This window comes from Mesorhizobium sp. KACC 23794 (assembly GCF_052180275.1).
Taxonomy (GTDB): domain Bacteria; phylum Pseudomonadota; class Alphaproteobacteria; order Rhizobiales; family Rhizobiaceae; genus Kumtagia.
In genome coordinates this window covers 2,520,780-2,540,742 of record NZ_CP197465.1, presented here as the reverse complement: position 1 = coordinate 2,540,742, position 19,963 = coordinate 2,520,780, and the positions used below count along the sequence as shown (strand labels likewise).

The 19,963-nt window shown below is 61.4% G+C and carries 24 protein-coding genes; 13 read left to right on the top strand and 11 right to left on the bottom strand.

Features of this window, described 5'->3' with window-relative positions:
• Positions 1 to 4: 4 nt before the first annotated feature.
• Positions 5 to 403, bottom strand: coding sequence for a winged helix-turn-helix transcriptional regulator (locus ACSBOB_RS12600; RefSeq protein WP_442582730.1), 399 nt, complete (start codon positions 401 to 403; stop codon positions 5 to 7).
• A 27-nt stretch (positions 404 to 430) separates the two neighbouring features.
• Here ACSBOB_RS12600 and ACSBOB_RS12595 point away from each other — a divergent pair, with 27 nt between their 5' ends.
• From ACSBOB_RS12595 to ACSBOB_RS12585, 3 genes are all read left to right on the top strand, one after another.
• Positions 431 to 814: a nuclear transport factor 2 family protein gene (locus ACSBOB_RS12595; RefSeq protein ID WP_442582729.1), complete on the top strand. Its 384-nt coding sequence runs from the start codon at positions 431 to 433 to the stop codon at positions 812 to 814.
• Positions 814 to 1,617, top strand: coding sequence for an SDR family oxidoreductase (locus tag ACSBOB_RS12590; RefSeq protein ID WP_442582728.1), 804 nt, complete (start codon positions 814 to 816; stop codon positions 1,615 to 1,617). Before ACSBOB_RS12595 ends, ACSBOB_RS12590 begins: the two co-directional genes overlap by 1 nt.
• A gap of 483 nt (positions 1,618 to 2,100) precedes the next feature.
• A complete protein-coding gene (locus ACSBOB_RS12585) occupies positions 2,101 to 2,601 on the top strand; it encodes a methyltransferase family protein (RefSeq protein WP_442582727.1) in 501 nt (166 codons plus the stop codon).
• 32 nt (positions 2,602 to 2,633) lie between these two features.
• Here the strand turns inward: ACSBOB_RS12585 and ACSBOB_RS12580 are convergent, their stop codons facing one another.
• A complete protein-coding gene (locus ACSBOB_RS12580; protein WP_442582726.1) occupies positions 2,634 to 3,530 on the bottom strand; it encodes a LysR family transcriptional regulator in 897 nt (298 codons plus the stop codon).
• A gap of 180 nt (positions 3,531 to 3,710) precedes the next feature.
• The gene (gene trxB / locus ACSBOB_RS12575) at positions 3,711 to 4,685 is read right to left on the bottom strand and encodes a thioredoxin-disulfide reductase (RefSeq protein WP_442582725.1); all 975 of its coding nucleotides are present in this window, start codon (positions 4,683 to 4,685) and stop codon (positions 3,711 to 3,713) included.
• 247 nt (positions 4,686 to 4,932) lie between these two features.
• On the opposite strand from trxB, the gene ACSBOB_RS12570 reads away from it, so the two are divergent.
• From ACSBOB_RS12570 to ACSBOB_RS12555, 4 genes are all read left to right on the top strand, one after another.
• The gene (locus ACSBOB_RS12570; RefSeq protein ID WP_442582724.1) at positions 4,933 to 5,403 is read left to right on the top strand and encodes an Lrp/AsnC family transcriptional regulator; all 471 of its coding nucleotides are present in this window, start codon (positions 4,933 to 4,935) and stop codon (positions 5,401 to 5,403) included.
• A gap of 104 nt (positions 5,404 to 5,507) precedes the next feature.
• Entirely contained in the window at positions 5,508 to 6,356 is an 849-nt protein-coding gene (locus ACSBOB_RS12565; protein ID WP_442582723.1) for a hypothetical protein, read from the top strand.
• 114 nt (positions 6,357 to 6,470) lie between these two features.
• Positions 6,471 to 7,436 carry a mitochondrial fission ELM1 family protein gene (locus ACSBOB_RS12560; RefSeq protein WP_442582722.1) on the top strand — a complete coding sequence of 322 codons (966 nt, stop codon included), beginning with the start codon at positions 6,471 to 6,473 and terminating at the stop codon, positions 7,434 to 7,436.
• A 16-nt stretch (positions 7,437 to 7,452) separates the two neighbouring features.
• Positions 7,453 to 8,139: a hypothetical protein gene (locus ACSBOB_RS12555; protein ID WP_442582721.1), complete on the top strand. Its 687-nt coding sequence runs from the start codon at positions 7,453 to 7,455 to the stop codon at positions 8,137 to 8,139.
• Positions 8,140 to 8,192: 53 nt separating this feature from the next.
• Here the strand turns inward: ACSBOB_RS12555 and ACSBOB_RS12550 are convergent, their stop codons facing one another.
• From ACSBOB_RS12550 to ACSBOB_RS12540, 3 genes are all read right to left on the bottom strand, one after another.
• Positions 8,193 to 8,864: a hypothetical protein gene (locus ACSBOB_RS12550; RefSeq protein ID WP_442582720.1), complete on the bottom strand. Its 672-nt coding sequence runs from the start codon at positions 8,862 to 8,864 to the stop codon at positions 8,193 to 8,195.
• Positions 8,865 to 8,994: 130 nt separating this feature from the next.
• Entirely contained in the window at positions 8,995 to 9,750 is a 756-nt protein-coding gene (locus tag ACSBOB_RS12545) for a TylF/MycF/NovP-related O-methyltransferase (protein ID WP_442582719.1), read from the bottom strand.
• Positions 9,751 to 9,822: 72 nt separating this feature from the next.
• Entirely contained in the window at positions 9,823 to 10,434 is a 612-nt protein-coding gene (locus tag ACSBOB_RS12540; RefSeq protein ID WP_442582718.1) for a glycosyltransferase family 29 protein, read from the bottom strand.
• Positions 10,435 to 10,584: 150 nt separating this feature from the next.
• Between ACSBOB_RS12540 and ACSBOB_RS12535 the strand changes: the two genes are divergently transcribed.
• On the top strand, positions 10,585 to 11,286 hold the full coding sequence (locus ACSBOB_RS12535) for a glycosyltransferase (RefSeq protein ID WP_442582717.1): 702 nt from the start codon (positions 10,585 to 10,587) through the stop codon (positions 11,284 to 11,286).
• Between the two features lie 29 nt (positions 11,287 to 11,315).
• On the opposite strand, the gene ACSBOB_RS12530 is transcribed toward ACSBOB_RS12535, so the two are convergent.
• The 3 genes from ACSBOB_RS12530 to greA are packed head-to-tail and all read right to left on the bottom strand — an operon-like array spanning position 11,316 to position 13,640.
• Positions 11,316 to 12,056: a glycosyltransferase family 25 protein gene (locus ACSBOB_RS12530; protein WP_442582716.1), complete on the bottom strand. Its 741-nt coding sequence runs from the start codon at positions 12,054 to 12,056 to the stop codon at positions 11,316 to 11,318.
• The gene (locus ACSBOB_RS12525; RefSeq protein WP_442582715.1) at positions 12,053 to 13,144 is read right to left on the bottom strand and encodes a glycosyltransferase family 4 protein; all 1,092 of its coding nucleotides are present in this window, start codon (positions 13,142 to 13,144) and stop codon (positions 12,053 to 12,055) included. Before ACSBOB_RS12525 ends, ACSBOB_RS12530 begins: the two co-directional genes overlap by 4 nt.
• Before the next feature lie 22 nt (positions 13,145 to 13,166).
• Positions 13,167 to 13,640, bottom strand: coding sequence for a transcription elongation factor GreA (greA, locus tag ACSBOB_RS12520; RefSeq protein ID WP_396647811.1), 474 nt, complete (start codon positions 13,638 to 13,640; stop codon positions 13,167 to 13,169).
• Positions 13,641 to 13,929: 289 nt separating this feature from the next.
• On the opposite strand from greA, the gene ACSBOB_RS12515 reads away from it, so the two are divergent.
• Entirely contained in the window at positions 13,930 to 15,051 is a 1,122-nt protein-coding gene (locus tag ACSBOB_RS12515; protein WP_442582714.1) for a PQQ-dependent sugar dehydrogenase, read from the top strand.
• A 100-nt stretch (positions 15,052 to 15,151) separates the two neighbouring features.
• Here the strand turns inward: ACSBOB_RS12515 and ACSBOB_RS12510 are convergent, their stop codons facing one another.
• Together ACSBOB_RS12510 and ACSBOB_RS12505 are read right to left on the bottom strand one after the other, a co-directional pair.
• Positions 15,152 to 15,718, bottom strand: coding sequence for a tetratricopeptide repeat protein (locus ACSBOB_RS12510; protein WP_442582713.1), 567 nt, complete (start codon positions 15,716 to 15,718; stop codon positions 15,152 to 15,154).
• A gap of 90 nt (positions 15,719 to 15,808) precedes the next feature.
• The gene (locus ACSBOB_RS12505; RefSeq protein WP_442582712.1) at positions 15,809 to 16,159 is read right to left on the bottom strand and encodes a DMT family protein; all 351 of its coding nucleotides are present in this window, start codon (positions 16,157 to 16,159) and stop codon (positions 15,809 to 15,811) included.
• 145 nt (positions 16,160 to 16,304) lie between these two features.
• Here ACSBOB_RS12505 and ACSBOB_RS12500 point away from each other — a divergent pair, with 145 nt between their 5' ends.
• From ACSBOB_RS12500 to ACSBOB_RS12485, 4 genes are all read left to right on the top strand, one after another.
• A complete protein-coding gene (locus ACSBOB_RS12500) occupies positions 16,305 to 16,730 on the top strand; it encodes a DUF3775 domain-containing protein (protein ID WP_442582711.1) in 426 nt (141 codons plus the stop codon).
• 75 nt (positions 16,731 to 16,805) lie between these two features.
• Complete coding sequence (locus ACSBOB_RS12495) at positions 16,806 to 17,780, top strand: extensin family protein (protein WP_442582710.1); 975 nt, start codon at positions 16,806 to 16,808, stop codon at positions 17,778 to 17,780.
• A gap of 196 nt (positions 17,781 to 17,976) precedes the next feature.
• Complete coding sequence (locus ACSBOB_RS12490) at positions 17,977 to 18,846, top strand: extensin-like domain-containing protein (RefSeq protein WP_442582709.1); 870 nt, start codon at positions 17,977 to 17,979, stop codon at positions 18,844 to 18,846.
• Positions 18,847 to 19,035: 189 nt separating this feature from the next.
• Entirely contained in the window at positions 19,036 to 19,824 is a 789-nt protein-coding gene (locus tag ACSBOB_RS12485) for a WYL domain-containing protein (protein WP_442582708.1), read from the top strand.
• Positions 19,825 to 19,963: the final 139 nt, after the last annotated feature.

Here is a 19,963-nt window from a genome sequence, read left to right as displayed (position 1 = left end):
CCGATCAGCCGTCGCCCGATGTTGGCACATCCTCGAATGCGCCGCGCGACGCTGCCCATTTCAGCAGCGCGTCGAGCGCCGGGCAGAGCGACTGGCCCCAATCGGTCAGGCGGTATTCCACCTTGGGCGGCACCTGGTGATGGACGATGCGGCGGACGATGCCGTCGGCCTCCATCTGGCGCAGTTGCTGGATGAGCATCTTCTGCGAGATGGCGGGGATGGCGCGCTCAAGGTCGGAAAAGCGCAGCACTTTTCCGCCGAACAAATGGAAAAGGATCACCAGCTTCCAGCGCCCCTCCAGCATGCGCAGGACATTTTCGACGCCGCTGGCGGCGGATACCGGCGTCAGATCCTCACCCTGACTTTCGGGTAAGTACCTTACTTTTTCGTCGGTTCTTGTCATTCATTCAGCCTAGCGCCAAGTTGGGTGGTGGGCAAGCGGAGCCAATCGTTCCCCGCCGGATACCAGGACTTGAAAGGAAAGATCATGACCGTGGAACTCCCTTCCGCGCTGGAAACCTATTTTGCCGCCAAGAACCGCAAGGACATCGAGGTGATGCTGTCGCCCTTCGCCGCCGATGCCGTGGTGCGCGACGAAGGACATGAACATCACAGCCGTGAAGCGATAAAGGCCTGGATGGAGGAAACGACACGCAAGTACGGCGTGAGCGTCAAGGTGCGGGAAGCCGAGCGCAGCGGCGATCATGTCGTCGTCAATGGCCTGGTGTCCGGAGATTTCAAAGGAAGTCCAGCCACCCTCACCTACCGGTTCCTGCTGCGCGGCCAGGCGATCGCCGGCCTGGAGATCGGGTGATGAATGCGGCCCCGAAATTTCCGATCATTCCGGGCGAGTTTGCCGGGAAGCGTGTCCTTGTGACCGGCGGGACCAAGGGCGCCGGGCTGGCGATCGTCCGCCGCCTCGCAGCGGCCGGCGCGGCGGTCGCCACGGCGTCTCGCTCGCCGCTGCCGCAAGGCCAATCGCCGGATATCTACGTGCAGACCGACCTTGCCACCGTCGAGGGCGCGGATGCCGTAGCGCGCGCCGTAGCGTCAGGGCTGGGTGGTGTCGACATCATCGTCCACACGCTGGGCGGCTCCTCGGCGCCGGGCGGCGGTTTCGCCGCGCTGAACGAGGCGCTGTGGCAACAGGAGCTGAACACCAATCTGCTGGCCGCGGTCCGCCTGGATCACGCCTTGCTGCCGCCGATGGTGGAGCGCGGCTCCGGGGTCGTCATCCATGTCTCGTCGATCCAGCGCCGGCTGCCGCTCTACGAATCCACCATCGCCTACGCGTCCGCCAAGGCAGCGCTTTCGGCCTACAGCAAGGCCCTGTCGAAGGAACTCGGACCGAAAGGCGTCCGCGTCAACAGCGTCGCGCCAGGCTGGATCCGGACGACGGCGGCCGAAGCGATGGTGAAGCGGCTGGCCGACCACGCCGGCGGCGACGAGGAAACCGCCCGGCAGGGCATCATGAACGCGCTTGGCGGCATCCCGATCGGTCGCCCCGCGTGGCCGGAGGAAATCGCCGAACTCGTCGCTTTCCTCGCCTCCGACCGCGCCGCCTCGATCCACGGCGCCGAATATGTCATCGATGGCGGCACGATCCCGACGGTTTGATACGCGCGCTCCGGTTGATTACAGCGACAGCAATCTCCGATGAGGCCTGCTCATTCAATAAGCAGGCTTCATTCATGCCCAATATTCAAGCATGTCGATTTTCTCGGACAAGGCGGCAGACGGCGTTTCAAGGACAACGCGGCGATAATTGCTGCAATGCAACAGAAATGCGCGGATTCAAGGCCCAAGAATCAAAAAAGCCGGATCTGGAGAGACCCGGCTGAGTTGATTGGAAGTGCCTGTAGAAGGCTAAACCTCCAGAGGGGAACACTCAAGGGCGCTAATGGGAGGAGGAACGCGCCCTTAAGATGGTGAATATATGAGCCCGCCTTGCCCAAGAAACAAGCATGGTGTTTGCAAGGCACCCATGCAAAATCGAACCCTCTGTGGTCCAATTTTTCTGCAGCGTCGAATAGTACAGGATGACGCTGCGGCACACCGGAACGGCACGACCGACGCGGCGGATTTCGGGAGGCTTCGGCATTGCGCAAAAGCACGGCGGCGTTCGGCAGCGTCCTGTTCTTCATCTTCGTACCCTGCGTCGTCGCGGGGCTGGTGCCATTCCTGCTGACGGACCGCTACCAGTTGCCAATCTCGACGCAGCCGGCCGTTGTCATCATGGCAGGAATCCTCATTTCTGTCGGACTTGCCGTGCTGATCCATGCCTTCGTGCGTTTCGCGGTAGAGGGGCTGGGTACGCCCGCGCCCGTGGCGCCGACCGCCCGGCTGGTGGTTGGCGGCATCTACCGCCATGTCCGCAACCCGATGTATCTGGCCGTTCTGTCGATCATCCTTGGTCAGTCGTTGCTGTTCGGCGCGGTCCCGGTCGCCGTATACGGGGCGGTGGTTGCGGCTGCGGTCGTGTCCTTCGTGCGCTATTATGAGGAGCCCGTGCTTGCCCGGCGCTACGGCGCCGACTACGAAGCCTATCGCCGCGCCGTTCCCGGCTGGTTTCCGCGCTTGACGCCATGGCGGCGGCCATAGCGACCACGGCAGGCGGCTCTGCAGACGGACTCTCAGAACGACCAGTTGCGGGCCTTCGATATGACGAAGTCGCGAAAAGCGTGCAGCTTGGCCTGGTTCTTCATCGCATCGGGATAACAGAAATAGGTGTCGAAGGACGGCACCTCGGTCTCCGGCAGCAACTGGACGAGGCCGGACTCCTTGTCGATGAGATAGTCGGGCAGCATGGCAATGCCGGCCCCGCGCTGCACCGCGCGCTTGATCGAGATGATGTCGTTGATCTGCAGCGTCGCCACGCGCTGGCCCCCCTCGAAGTCGCCGACCGTCTCAAGCCAGTTGAGTTCGCTGAGATGGGTCGGCACCGGCAGGCCGAAGGTGACGATGCGGTGGTTCCTGAGATCGGCGATGGAGTTCGGCTTGCCGTGCTTGTTGACATAGGCGGGCGCGGCGAACAGATGGAAATGCACGGTGAACAGCCGCCGCTGGATCAGGTCCGGCTGCTGCGGCTGGCGCAGGCGGATCGCGCAGTCGGCCTGCCGCATGGTGAGATCCAGTTCCTCGTTGGCGAGGATGAGCTGCAGCTGGATATCGGGGTAGAGATCCAGGAATTCGGGGATGCGTTCGGTCAGCCAGCCAGCGCCGAGACCCACCGTAGTCGTCACGCGCAGCACGCCGGACGGCCGGTCCTTGGCCTCGGTCAGCCGCGTCCGCACCGTTTCCAGCTTCATCAGCACATCGTGGGCGGTACGGTACAGCAGTTCGCCCTGCTCGGTCAGCACCAGCCCGCGCGCATGGCGGTGGAACAGCGGCACGCCGACATCGTGTTCCAGCGCGCTCACCTGCCGTGAGATCGCCGATTGCGACAGCCGCAGCGTCTCGGCGGCATGGGTGAACGACCCAGCCTCCGCCGCGGCATGGAACACGCGCAGCTTGTCCCAATCCAGTGACATATATTCCCCTTGCTGCCGGCATTGAACTGCCGGTCTGAAATCAATCCATATTCACGCCGCCGCGGCCAAGCAACAGGCCGTCGGCGTTTCCGTTTGCTTCCGTGCCCCCGCACCGCGAACGGTTCTTAGAAACCACCCCCTTCAGCCTGCCGAAACCTCCCGGCAGCGGCAGGCCGCCGTCTATTCCGCCGCTTCGCGATGTTCTTCGAGGCTCGCGATGTATTTCTCCGCGTCGAGCGCCGCCATGCAGCCGAGCCCGGCAGCCGTCACCGCCTGGCGGTAGACGTCGTCGGCCACGTCGCCGGCCGCGAACACGCCCGGCACGTCCGTGTTGGTGGTGCCCGGCGCCGTCCACAGATAGCCGTTCGGCTTCTGCTTGAGCTTGCCCGCAAACAGCTCCGTCGCCGGCGCGTGGCCGATCGCGACAAAAATGCCGTCGATGGGCAGGTGCGACACGGCTCCGGTGACGATGTTGCGCAGCCTGAGCCCATCCGCCGTCGGCGGCAGCGGCGCCTTGCCGGGCCGGCCCGTGATCTCGTCGACCACCGTGTCCCAGATGACGCGGACGTTTTCCTTCTTCGCCAGCCGCTCGCGCAGGATACGCTCGGCGCGGAAATCGCTGCGGCGGTGGATGACCGTCACCGATTTGGCGAGATGCGACAGATAAAGCGCCTCCTCGACCGCCGAATTGCCGCCGCCGATCACCGCGACATCCTTGCCCCGATAGAAGAAGCCGTCGCAAGTGGCGCAGGCCGACACGCCGAAACCCTTGTAGGTGTCCTCGGTCGGAATGCCCAGCCACTTCGCCTGTGCGCCCGTCGCGACGATCAGCGCGTCGCAGGTGAAGGTCAGGCCGGCGTCGGTTTTCACCCGGAACGGTCGCACATCGAGATCGACATGCGTGACGATATCGTTGACGATCTCGGTGCCGACATACTCGGCCTGCTTCAGCATCTCGCCCATCAGCCAGGGACCCTGGATGGGCTCGGCGAAGCCTGGGTAGTTTTCCACATCGGTTGTGATCGTCAGCTGGCCGCCCTGCTGCAGGCCGGCGATCAATGTCGGCTTCAGCATGGCGCGCGCCGCATAGATCGCGGCGGTATAGCCCGCAGGACCGGAGCCGATGATAAGGACGGGCGCGTGTTTCGCGATCATGAACTGCCTTCTTTCGAGAATCCCTATACCGCTTATGGCATTCGTATGAAGCGCGGTGAAAAGACGCTGCTAATCTAGGTGCTGGCGGGCAGTGCAGCAAGGCGGCGTGGGTGCTCGTCCCCGGAAAGCTTGCAGTCCCCAGACAAATGACGATTCGCGGCTAAATACGAGGGTGGAGACCTGACGCAGCCGGGTTCTTTGGTCTATGCACGCAGGATTACGGCGTTTTCGTCATTCGGGACATTGCATGCCAATCAGGGCCGACCTCGACGCGATCGACTGGAAGATCCTGCGGGAGTTGCAGGACGATGGCCGCATGACAAATGTCGAGCTGTCGCGTCGCGTCGGCATTTCCGCGCCGCCCTGCCTGCGCCGCGTGCGGCGGCTGGAGGAAGCCGGCATCATTCGAGGCTATCGTGCCCTGCTCAACGGCAAATCGCTGGGCATGGACGTCGTCGCCTTCTGCCTCGTCGGGCTGAAGCACCAGTCGGACAGTGACCTGAAAGCCTTCGCGGAGAAGACCCGCGCCTGGCCGATCGTGCGCGACGCCTGGATGGTCTCGGGCGAATCCGACTTCATGCTGCATTGCGTGGCGAGCGACCTCGCCGCCTTCCAGACTTTCGTCATCGAGGAACTGACTTCGTCGCCCAATGTCGACACGGTGCGAACGGCGCTCACCATCCGCCAGGTCAAGGATGAGGGGATGGTGGCGATTTAGGCGAGCGACCAATTTTTAGGAGCCATCCTCATGCAAAATGCGATATTGCACCGCATATTCCTTTCCAATTCGCGCGAGTGACGCGTTTGAGTTGAAGGCGTCGGATGGCATTTCGCGTATCATTTCATACCTACCCAGCCTTTTGGCCTTTCCCGATCTCCTGGAAGCGGTGGTCCACGCTCAGCTACAAATACGAGTATGGCGATGCCCTGCGGAAGGGCATGGAGCGCCACGGGGCAGCGACGTCGAAAGCGAAAAAGGATGAACTCCCTAACAGCGACATCGCTGTCGTCTGGTCCTGGAAACAGCACCGTCTCATCGAAGGCATGCTGTCGGCAGGACGCCATGTTTTGGTGATGGAACGAGGGTTTCTGCCGAACCGCCGCGACTGGTGCAGCCTCGCCTTGGACGGCTTCAACGGGCGCGGGAGATTCGCGCCGGCGGGCGATAGCGGCGAGAGATGGGAGAAAAATTTCGCACACTTCCTCAAGCCTTGGAAGCAAACGGAAGGCGACTATGTCTTGATCATCGGGAAAGGCGAGAACGACGTCTCGCTACATGGCGCCGATTTCAAAGCCTGGGTCAACACGCAAACCGAACTCTTGCGCAACGCAGGTCATCGTGTGGTCTATCGGCCGCATCCGGACCGGCCGACCCCGTGTCCCCAGGGGGCCGAGTTGTCGACGGGCACCTTGCAATCCGACCTCGGCCGGGTATCGTTCGTGGTCTCTTTCAACTCATCGACGGACGTCGAGGCAATTCTAGCCGGCATTCCGGCAGTCATAACCGATGTCGGATCGTTGGCTTATCCGGTAGCGTCGCACTCGGTCTCGGAACCGATTTTGCGCCCGAACCGATCCGAATGGTGCAACGAGATGGCATGGCGACAATGGACGCTTGCCGAACTGAGAAATGGTGACGCATGGGACCACGTCCGGCAGCTCCTACGATGACCCGAGCAGGAAACGGTGCCGTCGCCAGCTTCTCACCGTTGCTGCTTTGATGAATCGAAGGCAGAACATCTGCCGATTCGAAGCTCCATCCCACTAAAGGAAATCATCTCCACGATGCGTATCTGGACCGTAAGCGAACGCAAGGCCGGCACTCTGACGCAATGTCTTGGCGTCAGCCGTCCGATCGACCCGGTTCCGCACAGAGTGATCATCGAGAAGAAACTTCCGCGCTGGCGTAAGGGAATTCTGTCTCCTTACCGAAACCTGGAAGGGCCTGAGCCGGACATCATCGTTTCGTGCGGGAGCATGTCCCCCAGCCACGTCCTCGCGATCGCCACAGCATGCCGCAAGCGCCCTTTCACCGTGCATCTTCAGACGCCGCAACTCAAATTCTCGAAGTTTTATGATCTGGCCTTTATTCCGCGGCATGACTGGACGGAGGAGAAGGCGAAATCGCCGAATTTTCGGCCGATGTTGGGTGCGCCCCATCAATTCACGCCCGCTGCACTGGAAGGCGCCCGGCCCTCGGCCAGGGAAAAATGGGGTAACGGAGCTCAGAAGATGCTGGCGGTGCTGGTCGGCGGCCCGAATGGCGCCTACCATTTCGACCGGCCGACGCTGGAGCATCTGGTCGAGTCGATTCGTGGACTGGCAGGCGAGGGCTGGCGGCTGCTGATCTCGACCTCGCGTCGCTCCCCGCCCTCGCTGTTATCTCAATTGCTTGATCTGCGCTCGGACAACGTCGTCGTCTGGGACAATACGGGCCACAATCCATATTCGGAGTTCCTCGCGGCCGCCGACGCATTCCTCATCACCAAGGATACGATCACGATGACGTGCGAAGCGCTGACTACGGGCCGCCCGGTCTACATTTTCGATTTGGCAAAGACGCCTTGCAAAAAGTTGGATGAATTCGAATGGTTCCACACCGACATGGGCAAGACGCACGGCCTGACAAGACCGTTCGAGGGAAGCATAGAACCCTATAGCTACACGCCGCCGAACGAAGCTCAGCGTATCGCCGATCTGATCAGCGAGATGAGCTCACGCAATCGAGGCCCCGCTTCAAAGCGGCTCTGATCGGAATATGGCTGGCATGGACTGGAACATCAAACCATCCGAGATCGCTCGGTGGTCGAACTTTCGCGACCGTCAACGCAGATGGCTGTCGTCTCTCGGCATATACGACAAGCCGTGGCTCATTCTGGGCGCCGCGCCATCCCCCACTATCCCGGAAGGGATTCTCTCGACCCATGCGCGCGTGGACATAAACAATGCCGGGCTGACCGCGAAGTCCCTCGGCCTCGGGCGGGCGGATTTGACCATCCGCAAGAAGAGCAAATCCTGGGACGAGCATCCCACCCTGAATACGCGCGGCCTGCTCTGGTATCATACCAGGCCGAGTTGGGTCCTGAAGATAAACCTCATGATGATGCCTCAGGTCCAGGTCGACAGCGTCATGAAGCTCACGAGATCCGAGCGCGACGCTCTGGTCGATATCGTGGCAGGCGAAGGTGTCCGGGGCACGGGGGATATCGGCAAGGCCAGCAATGGCATAGCCGCTGCCTGCTATGCCCTTTTTGTAGGGGTTCCGGAGATCGTGCTCTGCGGCATCTCCCTGACTAAGCAGGGCCATTCCTACACCAACCTCGTCAAGACTCGTTTGCAGGTCGAAGAGGACGCGTTGGTCCTGTCCCACCTGAAGACGAGACCTGACGTGTTTACGACCGAACCGGACTTGGCGGCCGAAGCCGGCATCAAATTATGGCAGGCTGTCGGCTAGTCTGATCAAACACGCTGTCCATCGTGAGATGCAGCACGGTCCATGGCTTCTCCTCACCCCTGAAAAAGCGGGACGCCGGTCAGCGCCGACAATTCCGGTTCGGAGGTTGAAAGCGACGGAAAACGCTTTGCAAGATACGCAAACGAGGCTTGATCCTCTTCCTTGTGCAGGCGTTGAAACTTCTTGCGATGAGGATTGGAATGGCCATCGTCGGTGAGTGACATTCCGGATACGATGATCTTCGGAATATCAAAAAGGGTTGCGTAGCAAATCAGTGCAATCCCGTTCGAGGGCCGGACCATCCCGCCCACACCCCTGAACACGTCGCCGAGAACCGCGCCGCAGATGAGGTCGCGCTCACTGTCGCTGAAATGCATCAGGCGCGGCTCAAGGAAAGGGATTCGGTGCCAAAAACGATCAGCGATGACCTTTCTGTCCTTGCTGGTCAGCGCGAGTAAACGATGGCAGCGGAGACCTGCCGTCTGCCGATCGATATGGTGATCGTTCACAAGGATAAGGTCCGGCTCTGGAAGGCCGCGGGCCTGCCCCGCAAACCCCGAGAACTTGATGTAGACGTGAGCAGTCCGCGGCGGCAACGATGATGGGAGCGTAGCGTTAGGGGCGGACGCAAAGAAAAGCCAAGGCCTGTCGAGGAGGCCGCCCCGCTCGAGCCATCGACGATGACGGCGAATGAACTCGCCAAGCCGCGCGGCGTCCGGCGTCATGGCGCTGCGTGGCTCCTGCCGGTCAGGCAGTCGATCAGCGTGATCACGGCTTTTCTTCCAGCACCATGCTTGCGACTCCGGCGGTCGCGAAGTTCCAAATCTCGTCTCCCCGGAAAATCACCAAACCGCATCAAATCGCTACGATGCACTGGCCGGTCGGGAGATGCAGCACGGTCTGTGGCTTGTCCTGAAAAAATTCATCGAACGCGCGCTTGGCCCCGGGGCAATTCTCGGATCCGTAATCGTCACAAACGACGAATCCCCCCTTGGTCATTCGCGGATAAAAGAATTCGAGACTGTCCATTGTCGGCTGGTAAAGGTCCACATCTATGTGAACCAGTGAAAAAGACCTGTCCGCAACCTCGGCGAACCGGTCGGGTATCCAGCCCTTCATGACATGCACATTCCCGTAGTCCTTCAGATTCTCCTGCACAATGTCGACGGGGGCCAAAATGTCACCCTTGCGCCAGTACGTCTCTCCATCATCCTTTGCATCAGCCGATGTAGGCTCGGAAAGGCCTTCGAAGGAATCGAACAGAAACAGCGACTTATCAGTAGGTTGGCCACACCCGGTCAGCATGAAGGAAGCCGACCTGCCGAAGCGCGTTCCGCATTCCGCTATGTCGCCCGTGACCGAACGCATTCGCCTTGCAATCTCGAGGAGCACAAAGCAGCGGTCGTCAGGAATACCCGTAATTCCCCTGGCCTTGGCTTCAAGGAAATCGCCATCCTGCGTCCATATCAAATTCTTCTTATAGATCTGGAAATCGTTTTTCCTCGCAATCCTTTTTAGGATTCTGTACTTGGCAACCCTCCTCAACGCAGGAGAGGACGAATACTGCTGAATATATTTTGTGCGCAGAATTCTGGAAATGAGTTTATTCATACTGTCTCCTACCGGAAAGACGTTGATAAGAATGGCGCAGCCATGGCAGTAAACGCCTTAGTTTACAGCACATCAGCCGAGAGATAGCGCCCCTTCCTCGATCTTTCGCCTCACCCAGCTTCTCTCCCGCTCCCAATCATGGCGTTTCCAACCCGTCCAGCCGAAGCCGTGGAGTTCTACATGCCATTCGGGCGAAAGAAAGCGGTCCAGCGCGTAGCGGATAGCGATAAATCCGGTACTTGGGAAGAGTTTTTGCATCTGCGTCCGTGGAATGCCCAATTCTTCGCAACTTTTTTCGTACGAGGAAGCCGGCAGCACAGTCACCGGTTTGCCCCGTTTGCCCAATGCCTCGATCGTCTGCCACGTCCAGTCGGCCCGCCGTCCCTTGAGCCAGGAAAGGAGATTTGGCCGTCGGTGATATTTCGCGATCACTGACGGATGGTACGGCAGAATGATCTCCTTGGCCTCCCGAAACAGCTTCGAATCCAGGTAAAGGTCATTCGCAAGCCGGGCCTGCATCGACTTGCCGGAATTCACCAAAAACAGAATGTCAGTCTTTGAACCAATTTCGTCAGGCAACTGCCACGGTTCATTGAATCGGATGACCACGTCCGCGGCATCTATCGCGGCGCCCGAACCGGCCCCCACCGGGCCGTTGCCTACAATGCTGACCCGTTTAGACATGCCCATGGTGCCGATCGCTGCCCCGACAACTCTGAGCCCCCTCTAGTCATCGGGTATCGCTTTATCAACCGACTGGTGCCGGCAATGATTGAATAAGCTGCATCAAGCGGCTATTGCCCCGCGGGAAATGAGACGGTCAAGAGGATTGCCATGAGCGATAATTTGAAAGTTTTCGTCGGTTGGGATTCGCGAGAGCCCATAGCGTACGACGTTGCCAAGCACTCACTCCTCAAGCGCGCAAGCATCCCGGTAGAGGTTGTTCCAATCAAGGTGCAGGCTCTCGTCGAGCAGGGCCTCTACACGAGGGAGGTCGATCCGCTCGCCTCGACCGAGTTCACCTATTCGCGATTCTTCACCCCGTACCTCGCAGGCTACAAGGGGTGGGCGCTGTTTTGCGACTGCGACTTTCTGTTTTTCGGCGACGTGGCCGAACTCCTGACCTACCGCGACCCCTTCAAGGCGGTTCTTTGCGCCCAGCATGACTATCAGCCCAAGGATACCGTGAAGATGGATGGCAAGGTCCAGACTGCCTACCCGCGTAAGAATTGGTCTTCCTTTATGTTTTTCAACTGCGAACATCCTTCGACCCAAAAGCTGACGCCCGATGTGATCAACAGGGAGAGCGGCGCTTATCTGCATCGCATGCAATGGGCGGCCGATGAAGAAATCGGCGAGTTGCCGATCGAGTGGAACTGGCTTGAAGGCTGGAATGAAAAGCCGGCTTCCGGCTATCCGAATGCGGTTCACTTCACCAGCGGCGGCCCTTGGTTCAAGGACTGGCAAGATGTCGACTACGGCGACGATTGGCGTGCGGAAGCCGATAAGGTTCAGCCGGGCTGGAAGCCGATCTGATACCCGGGAAAGCCGTTTCGGCCTTTCTCTCAGGTCCCAGTCCTTTGCTTGGCGTTGCGCCTGCGCAACGCCAGCCGGTACCACGCCCGCTTGATCTCACGTGACAGCACCTCACCCAGCGGCTTTGCCTTCTTCTGCACGATGGTGCCGCCGAGCAGGTGCCCGATCTGCCGGACCGCCGGCGGTCGCGCGGCCAAGATGCGGATTTTCACCAGCCAGCGCATCTGAATCGTCGTGTCGACCGGCCGGTCGAATGTCTCGGTCATCTTCAGAAGCTCAGCCGCCGCCTGCCGGCCGACAAGTTGCATCTGCATCCCCAGTCCAACATGCATCGGCTCGACCAGCGTCATCTCACCGGCCTTGGCGACCTCCGCGCCGCTGTCGGTATGACTGCGATAGGGAAACCGGATGTAGTCGCCGGCCCGGATCGTCCTGATGGCCAGCGCCAGCGCCGGCCCGAACGACCCTTCGATGGGCTCGACATCGTCCTCGACGATCAGCCCGGCATCGAGCCCTCCGTCGACGATCGCTCGCCAGGCCTTTCGATGCGACAGGAAACAGCCGATCTCGGCCTTGCGTAGCACGAACGGATAGCGCGGACTATAGAGATAGCGGCGATAGGCCGCCTCGATCTCGTCGTCCCGCAGCGCCAACCCGTCGACCGCGTCGACGATATTGACTGGCAGTGGCAGCGTGACCGCCAGCCGGTCGACCTGGACCTTGCGCGCCTCGGCCCGCCCGAGATGGATGATGAACGCTTCGGCTTTCATCCGCCCCGCGCCCAGACCGTTTCGTAGACGTTTTCGATGGCGGCTGCCTCGCGCTCCAGGCGGAAGCATGCGCGTGCCTGGACCAACCCTTCTTCGCCGTGCACCCGCGCCATTTCCGGATTGTCGAGATAGCGGCCGATCGCCGCCGTCAGCGCCACGCCGTCGCCGGCAGCCGCCACGGAACCGGTGCGGCCCTCGACAATCATCTCTGCATAGGCCCCGGCGTCGCTGGCCACAACCGGGGTGGCGGACGCCATGGCCTCCAGCGGCGTCAGCCCGAAACCCTCGTTGCGCGAGGGTGCCACGTAAAGCGAAACCCGGCGGTACCAGGCTTTTATGTCCGGCACCTCGCCGAGGAAAAGAATGCGCTTCTCCAGCCCGGCGGCAGCGATGCGGCGCTTCAATTCGTCGGCGAAATTCTGGTGCTCGGCGGTGACGCGGCCGGTGATGACCGCTGTCCAGTCCGGATGGCCGGGCAAAAGCGCGATCATCGCATCGACGAACAGATCCGTGCCCTTCTGCGCCCGCACCCGGCCGAAGCAGCCGACGGCGTATTTGCCGGGCAGGCCGGAGGCGGCAAAGGTGTCGTCGGCCGTGCGCGCCGGATGGAAGGCCTCGAGGTCGACGCCGTGCATGACCACCGTATGTGGCACGTCGAGGAAGGAGCCGGAACGCACATTGGTGGCGATCACCGCCTCCATGCGCCGGATCAGCCATTTGGTGAACGGGCGATGGTCTCGCTGCGCCGCGGATGTGAAGACAAGATGCAGCGGCATGCGCAGCACGTGCTTCAGAAAAATGCCGCCGATCATCTCGACGTTGCGGCGCGCATGCCAGATTCGCTTGCGGCCGGACGCAGGCCGGCGCCACAGCGACGGCAGTTGCCACCAGCGCAACTTCGGCAGCCCGGCCGGCAGGCCGGGACCGAGCGTCGCGATGCCGACCGTGCTGGCCTGCAGCGGCACCAGTTGCACTATCGTGCTGGTGACGCCGGACAGCCGCTGCTTGAAGTTCGGCGCGATCACTTCGACGCGCGACATATCGGGCACCGACCCTGCGTCCGCGGACGGTCCCGCGGACCCGCTCATTCGAAAGTGGTCCGGCCGGCGATCAGACGAAGCTCAGCTTGACGATCTCATAGCCGCGCGGCCCGCCGGGCGCGTTGACCTCGACGGAGTCGCCGACAGCCTTGCCGATCAGCGCGCGCGCGATGGGCGAGGAAATGGAGATGCGGCCGGACTTCACGTCGGCCTCCTGGTCGCCGACGATCTGGTAGGTCTTGGTCTCCTCGGTGTCCTCGTCGACCAACTGGACGGTCGCGCCGAACTTGATCGTCGAGCCCGACAGTTTCGAGATGTCGATGACCTCGGCGCGCGCCACCAGATCCTCGAGTTCGTTGATGCGGCCCTCATTGAGGCTCTGCGCCTCCTTGGCGGAGTGATATTCGGCATTCTCCGAGAGGTCGCCATGGGCGCGGGCCTCGGAGATGGCCTCGATGATGCGTTGACGTTCCTCCTGCTGACGCCAGCGCAGCTCTTCCTTGAGCGACGTGAATCCACCCGCAGTCATCGGAACCTTGATCATTTCAACACGGCCTTTCCGTCCCCGGTATACTGCCTGCTCCTCCGCCAAGCGCGGCGGACAAGGGTACAGGCAAAAAAAGAAAACGGTCCGCAAGCCTTGGCATCGAACCGTTCTCAGCTCATTCCGGCTCAATATAGCAATGTTCGGGCGATTTTCACGACAAAAAATGCCGCGGCTCACAGGTCAGGAATTTGTGCACCGGATTCCCTCACTCAGTCGTGAACAGGCATTCGGCGAGAAGCCGGGCGCCCGGACTTGCACCCGACATCGGGTCGCCTAAGTCGGCTGTATGCAAAGCTCTAGAAAATGCGCCGCCGCCATCCTGTCCGTAATTCTCGCCGCAACCGCCGGGCTTCCAGCTTCGGCGCAAGCGGTCGACATCGACGCCGAAACGGTCGCAGACGGCCTGCAAAATCCCTGGGGCCTGGATTTCCTGCCGGGTGGTGGCGCAATCGTCACCGAGCGAACGGGACGGATAAGGCTGTTCGTCGACGGCAAACTGTCCGAACCGGTCAGGGGCGTTCCGGAAGTCGCGGCACGTGGCCAGGGCGGTTTGCTGGATATCGCCGTCTCGCCGGGTTTTGCCGACGACAACCTCGTGTTCTTCAGTTTCTCGGAGGCCGGTTCCAGCGGCGCGGGCACAGCCGTGGCGCGAGCGCGGCTGGTACGCGACGGCGATGCGGCGCGGCTGGAAGATGTGACGACCATCTTCTCGATGAACAAAAAGAGCGGCACGACCCGGCACTTCGGCTCGCGCCTGGTATTCGCGCCGGACGGCACCCTGTTCGTCACCACCGGCGACCGGGGCGAAGGCGAGCGGGCGCAGGACATGCAGGACCATGCCGGCGCGGTGATCCGCATCAATGCGGACGGTTCCATCCCCGCCGACAATCCGAAACTTGGAGGCTGGCTCCCCGAACTCTGGTCGAAGGGCCATCGCAACGTGCAGGGGGCGGCGCTCGACCCGGCGACCGGCACGCTGCTGACGGTCGAGCATGGCGCCATGGGCGGCGACGAGATCAACCGGCCGGAAGCCGGGAAGAACTACGGCTGGCCGGTCATCTCCTACGGCAAGGACTATTCCGGCGACAAGATCGGCGTCGGCAGCGAAGCCCCTGGTTACGAGCAGCCGCTGCATTACTGGGATCCGTCGATCGCGCCATCCGGCATGGCCGTCTATGACGGCGCGATGTTCCCCGAATGGAAGGGCGACCTTTTGGTCGGGTCGCTGAAATTCGCCTATCTCGCGCATCTCGACCTCGATGCCTCCGGCGCGATCGGCAAGGAGACAAAACTGGTCGACGGCGAATTCGGCCGCATCCGCGACGTGAATATCGCGCCGGACGGCTCGATCTGGCTTCTCACCGACGAACGCGACGGGGCGATCATCCGCCTGTCGCGGGCGGATTAAGTGCCGGTAAGTTGCTGGGGACAGTTAACTTTTTTCCGCTTGCGCGACTTCTGACCCGCTGCGCCTTTCTGCCGAAAGAAAGTAAACTGTCCCCTGTAGGTCACCCCTTGAAGGCGTCGATCTGAACGGCGAGTTCCTTGTATTCCTCGCAGGAAACGCCGCAGCGCTTCTCGATCTCGGCAAGCTGGTTCCTGGCCGCGGCGACATCGCCGAGTTGCAGATGCGCCTCGCCGAGATACTCGTAGACGACGTAGTAGTTCGGGTCGGCCCGCAGCGCTTCTTCGTAATAGCCGAGGCCGACGAGCACGCGGCCGGCCTTGCGGTGGGAGTAGCCGAGATAGTTGAGGATGCGCGGATCGTTCTTGTTCTGCGCGAGACTGAGCACCTTGATGGCCTCGTCGTAGCTGCCGGTTTGGGCGAGCTTCCGTCCGGTCCAGTAAATGGTGTCGTCGTCGACGGCGCCGCTCTTCTGGGTGACGCATTTTTTCGTCTTCTTGTCGTAGATCTTGCCGGTTGGGCATTTGGGCGTGTTTGCGCCCCCGCTTCCGCTTCCACCACTGCTGCCGCCGCTGCTGTCTCCACCACCGCCCGCCCCCAGGGACGGACCGACGGCAAGCGGGGCCAACAAAAGCGCGGAAGCGACGATCAGGGCATAACGGTATTGCATCTGCCTTCTCCTCGGGATGATCATTGAACCTATACGGGCATCAACGCTGGCGGATTTCCGGTTCTTTCCGGCCTTCGCTGGAATCTGCGGTCAGGCCCGAAAGATGAAGGCCGCGCCGCCGCAGATCATCGCGAAACCGATCACATGGTTCCACGTGATGCTCTGGCCAAGATACAATACCGAAAACACCATGAAGACAACGAGCGTGACGACTTCCTGTATGGTCTTCAACTCGGCCGCCGAATAGACGGCGCTGCCCCAGCGGTTGGCCGGAACGGCCAGCCAGTATTCGAAGAAGGCGATGCCCCACGAAAACAGGACGGCGGCGTAGAGCGGCGAGGCCTTGAACTTCAAATGCCCGTACCAGGCGAAGGTCATGAAGACGTTCGAGGCGACAAGCATCAGGATCGGCAGAATTTTCGGCGACAGGATCAGGCTCATTTTGGCACCATGATTTGGGAAACGCGCCATTTCGGGCGAACCCCGCCGCCTGTCAATCCGCACGCCGTTAACCGGGCATGCTTGCCGGGCGTGACCTTGCGCGCAATTTCTGTATCATCGCGCATGCATCGCAGGGAGACCGCACGTGCAAAGGAAGCTCGACAAGGACTGGGACCTGACCATTGGGCCGGATACCGTCCGCATCTTCATCGAAAAGGCCAAGGCGATCAGCGCCGCCGTCAACGAGGATTATGAGGACGGCCAGGACCATGAGGTGGAGTTCGACGGCAACGGCAGGGACAACCACCACCATGACGGGCTGGCGGAGGAAGAGGTCGAGAACCTGACCGAGGAGGAACTGCGCGAACTCATCAACGATCTGAATGTCGACGAGGCGGCCGAGCTTGTCGCGCTGGCCTGGATCGGGCGCGGCGACTACGAGGCCGCCGAATGGACCGACGCCGTCACGGCGGCAAAGGAGCGCGGCAACAAGCGCACCGCAAAATACCTGATGGGCATGCCCATGCTGGGCGACTGGCTGGAGGAAGGGCTGGAGGCGATCGGCGCCTGAGCCGGCGCTATAAAGCCGCTTGGCATCCGCCCTCGATACGCGGCAACCAAACTGCCCAACCGCCGTTGACCTGCAATGGATGGGCAAAAATTTCTGGCGCTGACCGCCGTTCTTTGCATCGCAGCCCTTTCGGCATCGACATCCTTAGCCGAGACGCCCGAACTGCCGGACAAGGTAACCGCTCCCGAAGTCCACCCACCGCCGGCTGGCAACATCCCGCCCGAACATCTTGGCGACACGCCCGTTCCGGAGGCGCGGCCCGACGGGGCCGCTTCGGGCGAGAACGGTAAACCCGCCGAGACGCCTGCCGTGAAAGAACCGGTCGAACGATCCGAGCCCGCCACGCCGCAAACCGCACCCTTGCCGCCGGAAGCTCCCCAACCCGCCGAGACGCCTGCGAAAGCACCACTCCCCAGCGATCCGCACCCGCCGGCCAGCGGACAAGACGTGCTGCCCAAACCTGCCTACGAACCCGACCCCCGGTCGGGTGAGAGCCCGTCGAAATTCATGCCGCCGTCCGAGATTTCTTGCCGGCAACGCTTGCGCGAACTCGGCGTAGAGTTTGCCGATCGCCCCGCCGAGAGCAGCGAGGACGGGTGCTCCCTGCCCTACCCGATGTCGGTGCGCAGCCTCGGCAAGGGGGTGGTGCTCGAACCGGAAGCTTTGATGAATTGCGCCATGGCGGAGGCTGCCGCCGCCTTCACGAAGGACGTGATCGCGCCGGCGGCAAAACGTGAATTCGAAGCCGAACTCACGTCGATCTCGCAGGCATCCGCCTATGTCTGCCGCCCCCGCAACGGCACGATAAAACTGTCGGAACACGCATTCGGCAATGCGCTGGACATCGCCCGCTTCGGGCTTTCCGGCGGCAAGGCGGTGGATGTCATCCTGCGCCCGAAGGAACGCGAGGCCCGCTTTCTCGGCGCGGTGCGAAAAGCGGCCTGCGGGCCATTCAAGACGGTGCTCGGCCCCGGCAGCAACGCCGACCACGAGACGCACCTGCATCTCGACCTCGCCCCGCGCAAGCATGGCGGCACGGTGTGCGAGTAGTGGCCGGGACGGACGCAAAGATTGATGCCGCCCGATAAATCCGTTGTTTCGCAGGCAGATACGACAGCTTCCGGAATCAGATCATTCACTGGCGCGTCCCCCGGCCACAATCGCGCCGCAGGCATGAACGGCAGCGCTGACCTTTCCTTTACGCTTGCCGCATAGAGTCCCAGGCTGACGGGTCAGGGATTTTTCGATGCGCATTCTTGCTTCGCGCGCGCTTCGGCGCGCCTGCGCGGCGGGTGTCCTTTCGGCGCTCGCCACCGCCTGTTCCACCGAGAGCGTCATGTCGCTCAGGCCGGATGTCGATGTCGGCGTCCAGACCGCCGGCGTGCCGGCAGCCGTTCCGATGACATCCGTTCCGGCCGAAGCGATACCGCCGGCCCCAGCCGACCCGATAGCCGTCGCCCCGGCCGATCCGATGGTCGTCATTCCGGCCGATCCGGCAATACAGGAGCCGGCAGACCCCACCCTCGCCGCCTATCCGCATTTCGAAGTGCCTGCCGAACCGATGGAGGTCATGCCGTCCGACGAGGTCGCCTGCCGTCGCGACCTGAAGCGTCTCGGCGTCGAATTCCGGGACGTCGACCCGATCCACGAGGGCAATTGCGGCATCGACTGGCCTGTCCGGGTCTCGGCGATCGGCAGCGTCGAGATGAAGCCGGCCGCAACGCTGAGCTGTTCGATGGCGGCCACCTTCTCGCGCTGGACGAAGAAGGAACTCGTGCCCGCCGCCCGCTGGCGTTATCTCTCCGGCGTGAAGACGATCCACCAGGGATCGAGCTATTCCTGCCGCAACATCCGCGGCTCGCGCGGCACGCCCTCGCAGCATTCGCGGGGCAACGCGCTCGACGTGATGCGCATCGAGCTGAACAACGGCAAGGACATCGACGTGCGCAAGCCGGGTTGGTTCGCCTTCCGCCAGCGCGGCTTCTTGAACACGGTGCGGCAGGACGGCTGCGACTATTTCACCACCGTGCTCGGCCCCGGCTACAATGCCGACCACGCCGACCATTTCCATTTCGACATCATGCAGCGCAGGAACGGCTACGTCGCTTGCAAGTAGGCTGAATCCCCATGAAACGTGGGATTATTGCAAAACGCATTTAGGAAACGTTTTCTTTTCAACATCCATCGGCTTCAATTTACATCTGGATCGACGGAAATAGTATAATCCCCCTCATTATCGGCATGACTTGCAATTCTCTTGCGGCTCTCCGATAATATGACGGCAGGCATCTGAGGGGATGAAAGAATGTCAGCAAAAATTTTGGTCGACCTGCTCGTGAGGCACGTAGAAGCACAGGGGATACCCGAAGCACCAGTTGTTGTCGCGTTACCGGACAATGATGACCCGATTGACACCGAAGCCAAATTTCTCGGTTACGCTGAAGGCCAATCATTCGCGATCGAATACATTGATTCATCGGGCAATAATTCAAGTCGTCGGATCACTGTCTACAATATAATAGCAGGTCGAGGTGGCGCACCATCTCTTTTTGCCCGGTGCCATGAGCGCCGGCAGATGCGTCAATTTCGAGTCGATCGCATTCAATGTTGCGTTGACTACAACGGTGAAGTCCACGAAGACGTTCCGCGATTTCTCTTTGAGAACTTTGGAATGTCGCTGTCAACGGGAAGAATTATCGTTGACAAGCACGCTGACAAAAGGTGGGCGGAGATATTGGCGTCGGTGCGTGACGAGGTTGTCGTGTTGGCCGCGTTATCTCATTCTGATGGCTCCGTGGTGACCTCGGAAACAACAGCGGCGGCGCGATATCAGGCGCGGAAAATAGAGGCGGCGGGAATACTCCTAAGCGACCAAGAAATCGCATCTTTGGGCTCCCACGTCCGTCGCGTGCGACCTACTGTCGAGGCGATCGAACGGGCCTTGGCATCGATGTTGAACCTCGAAGTAGTGGCACTCCAGAAATTCCTGAATGCCGCCATTCAGGTCATTGATGCCGACGGCAAGCGCCATCCGGAAGAAATGGCATTGCTCGATCGAATCTGCATCGATCTGACAGGCACTTCCATCCAGTAGCTGCCCGGTTCCCACAACCAGGAGGTCCATTCCGTCTGCGAAAAACTGCGAGCGTCCTTGTCTATGATGCGGACGAAATATTCGCACCGCCGCACAGGATGTCGGTGCGTCGTGTAAGCCACACCTACATCGCAGGCTC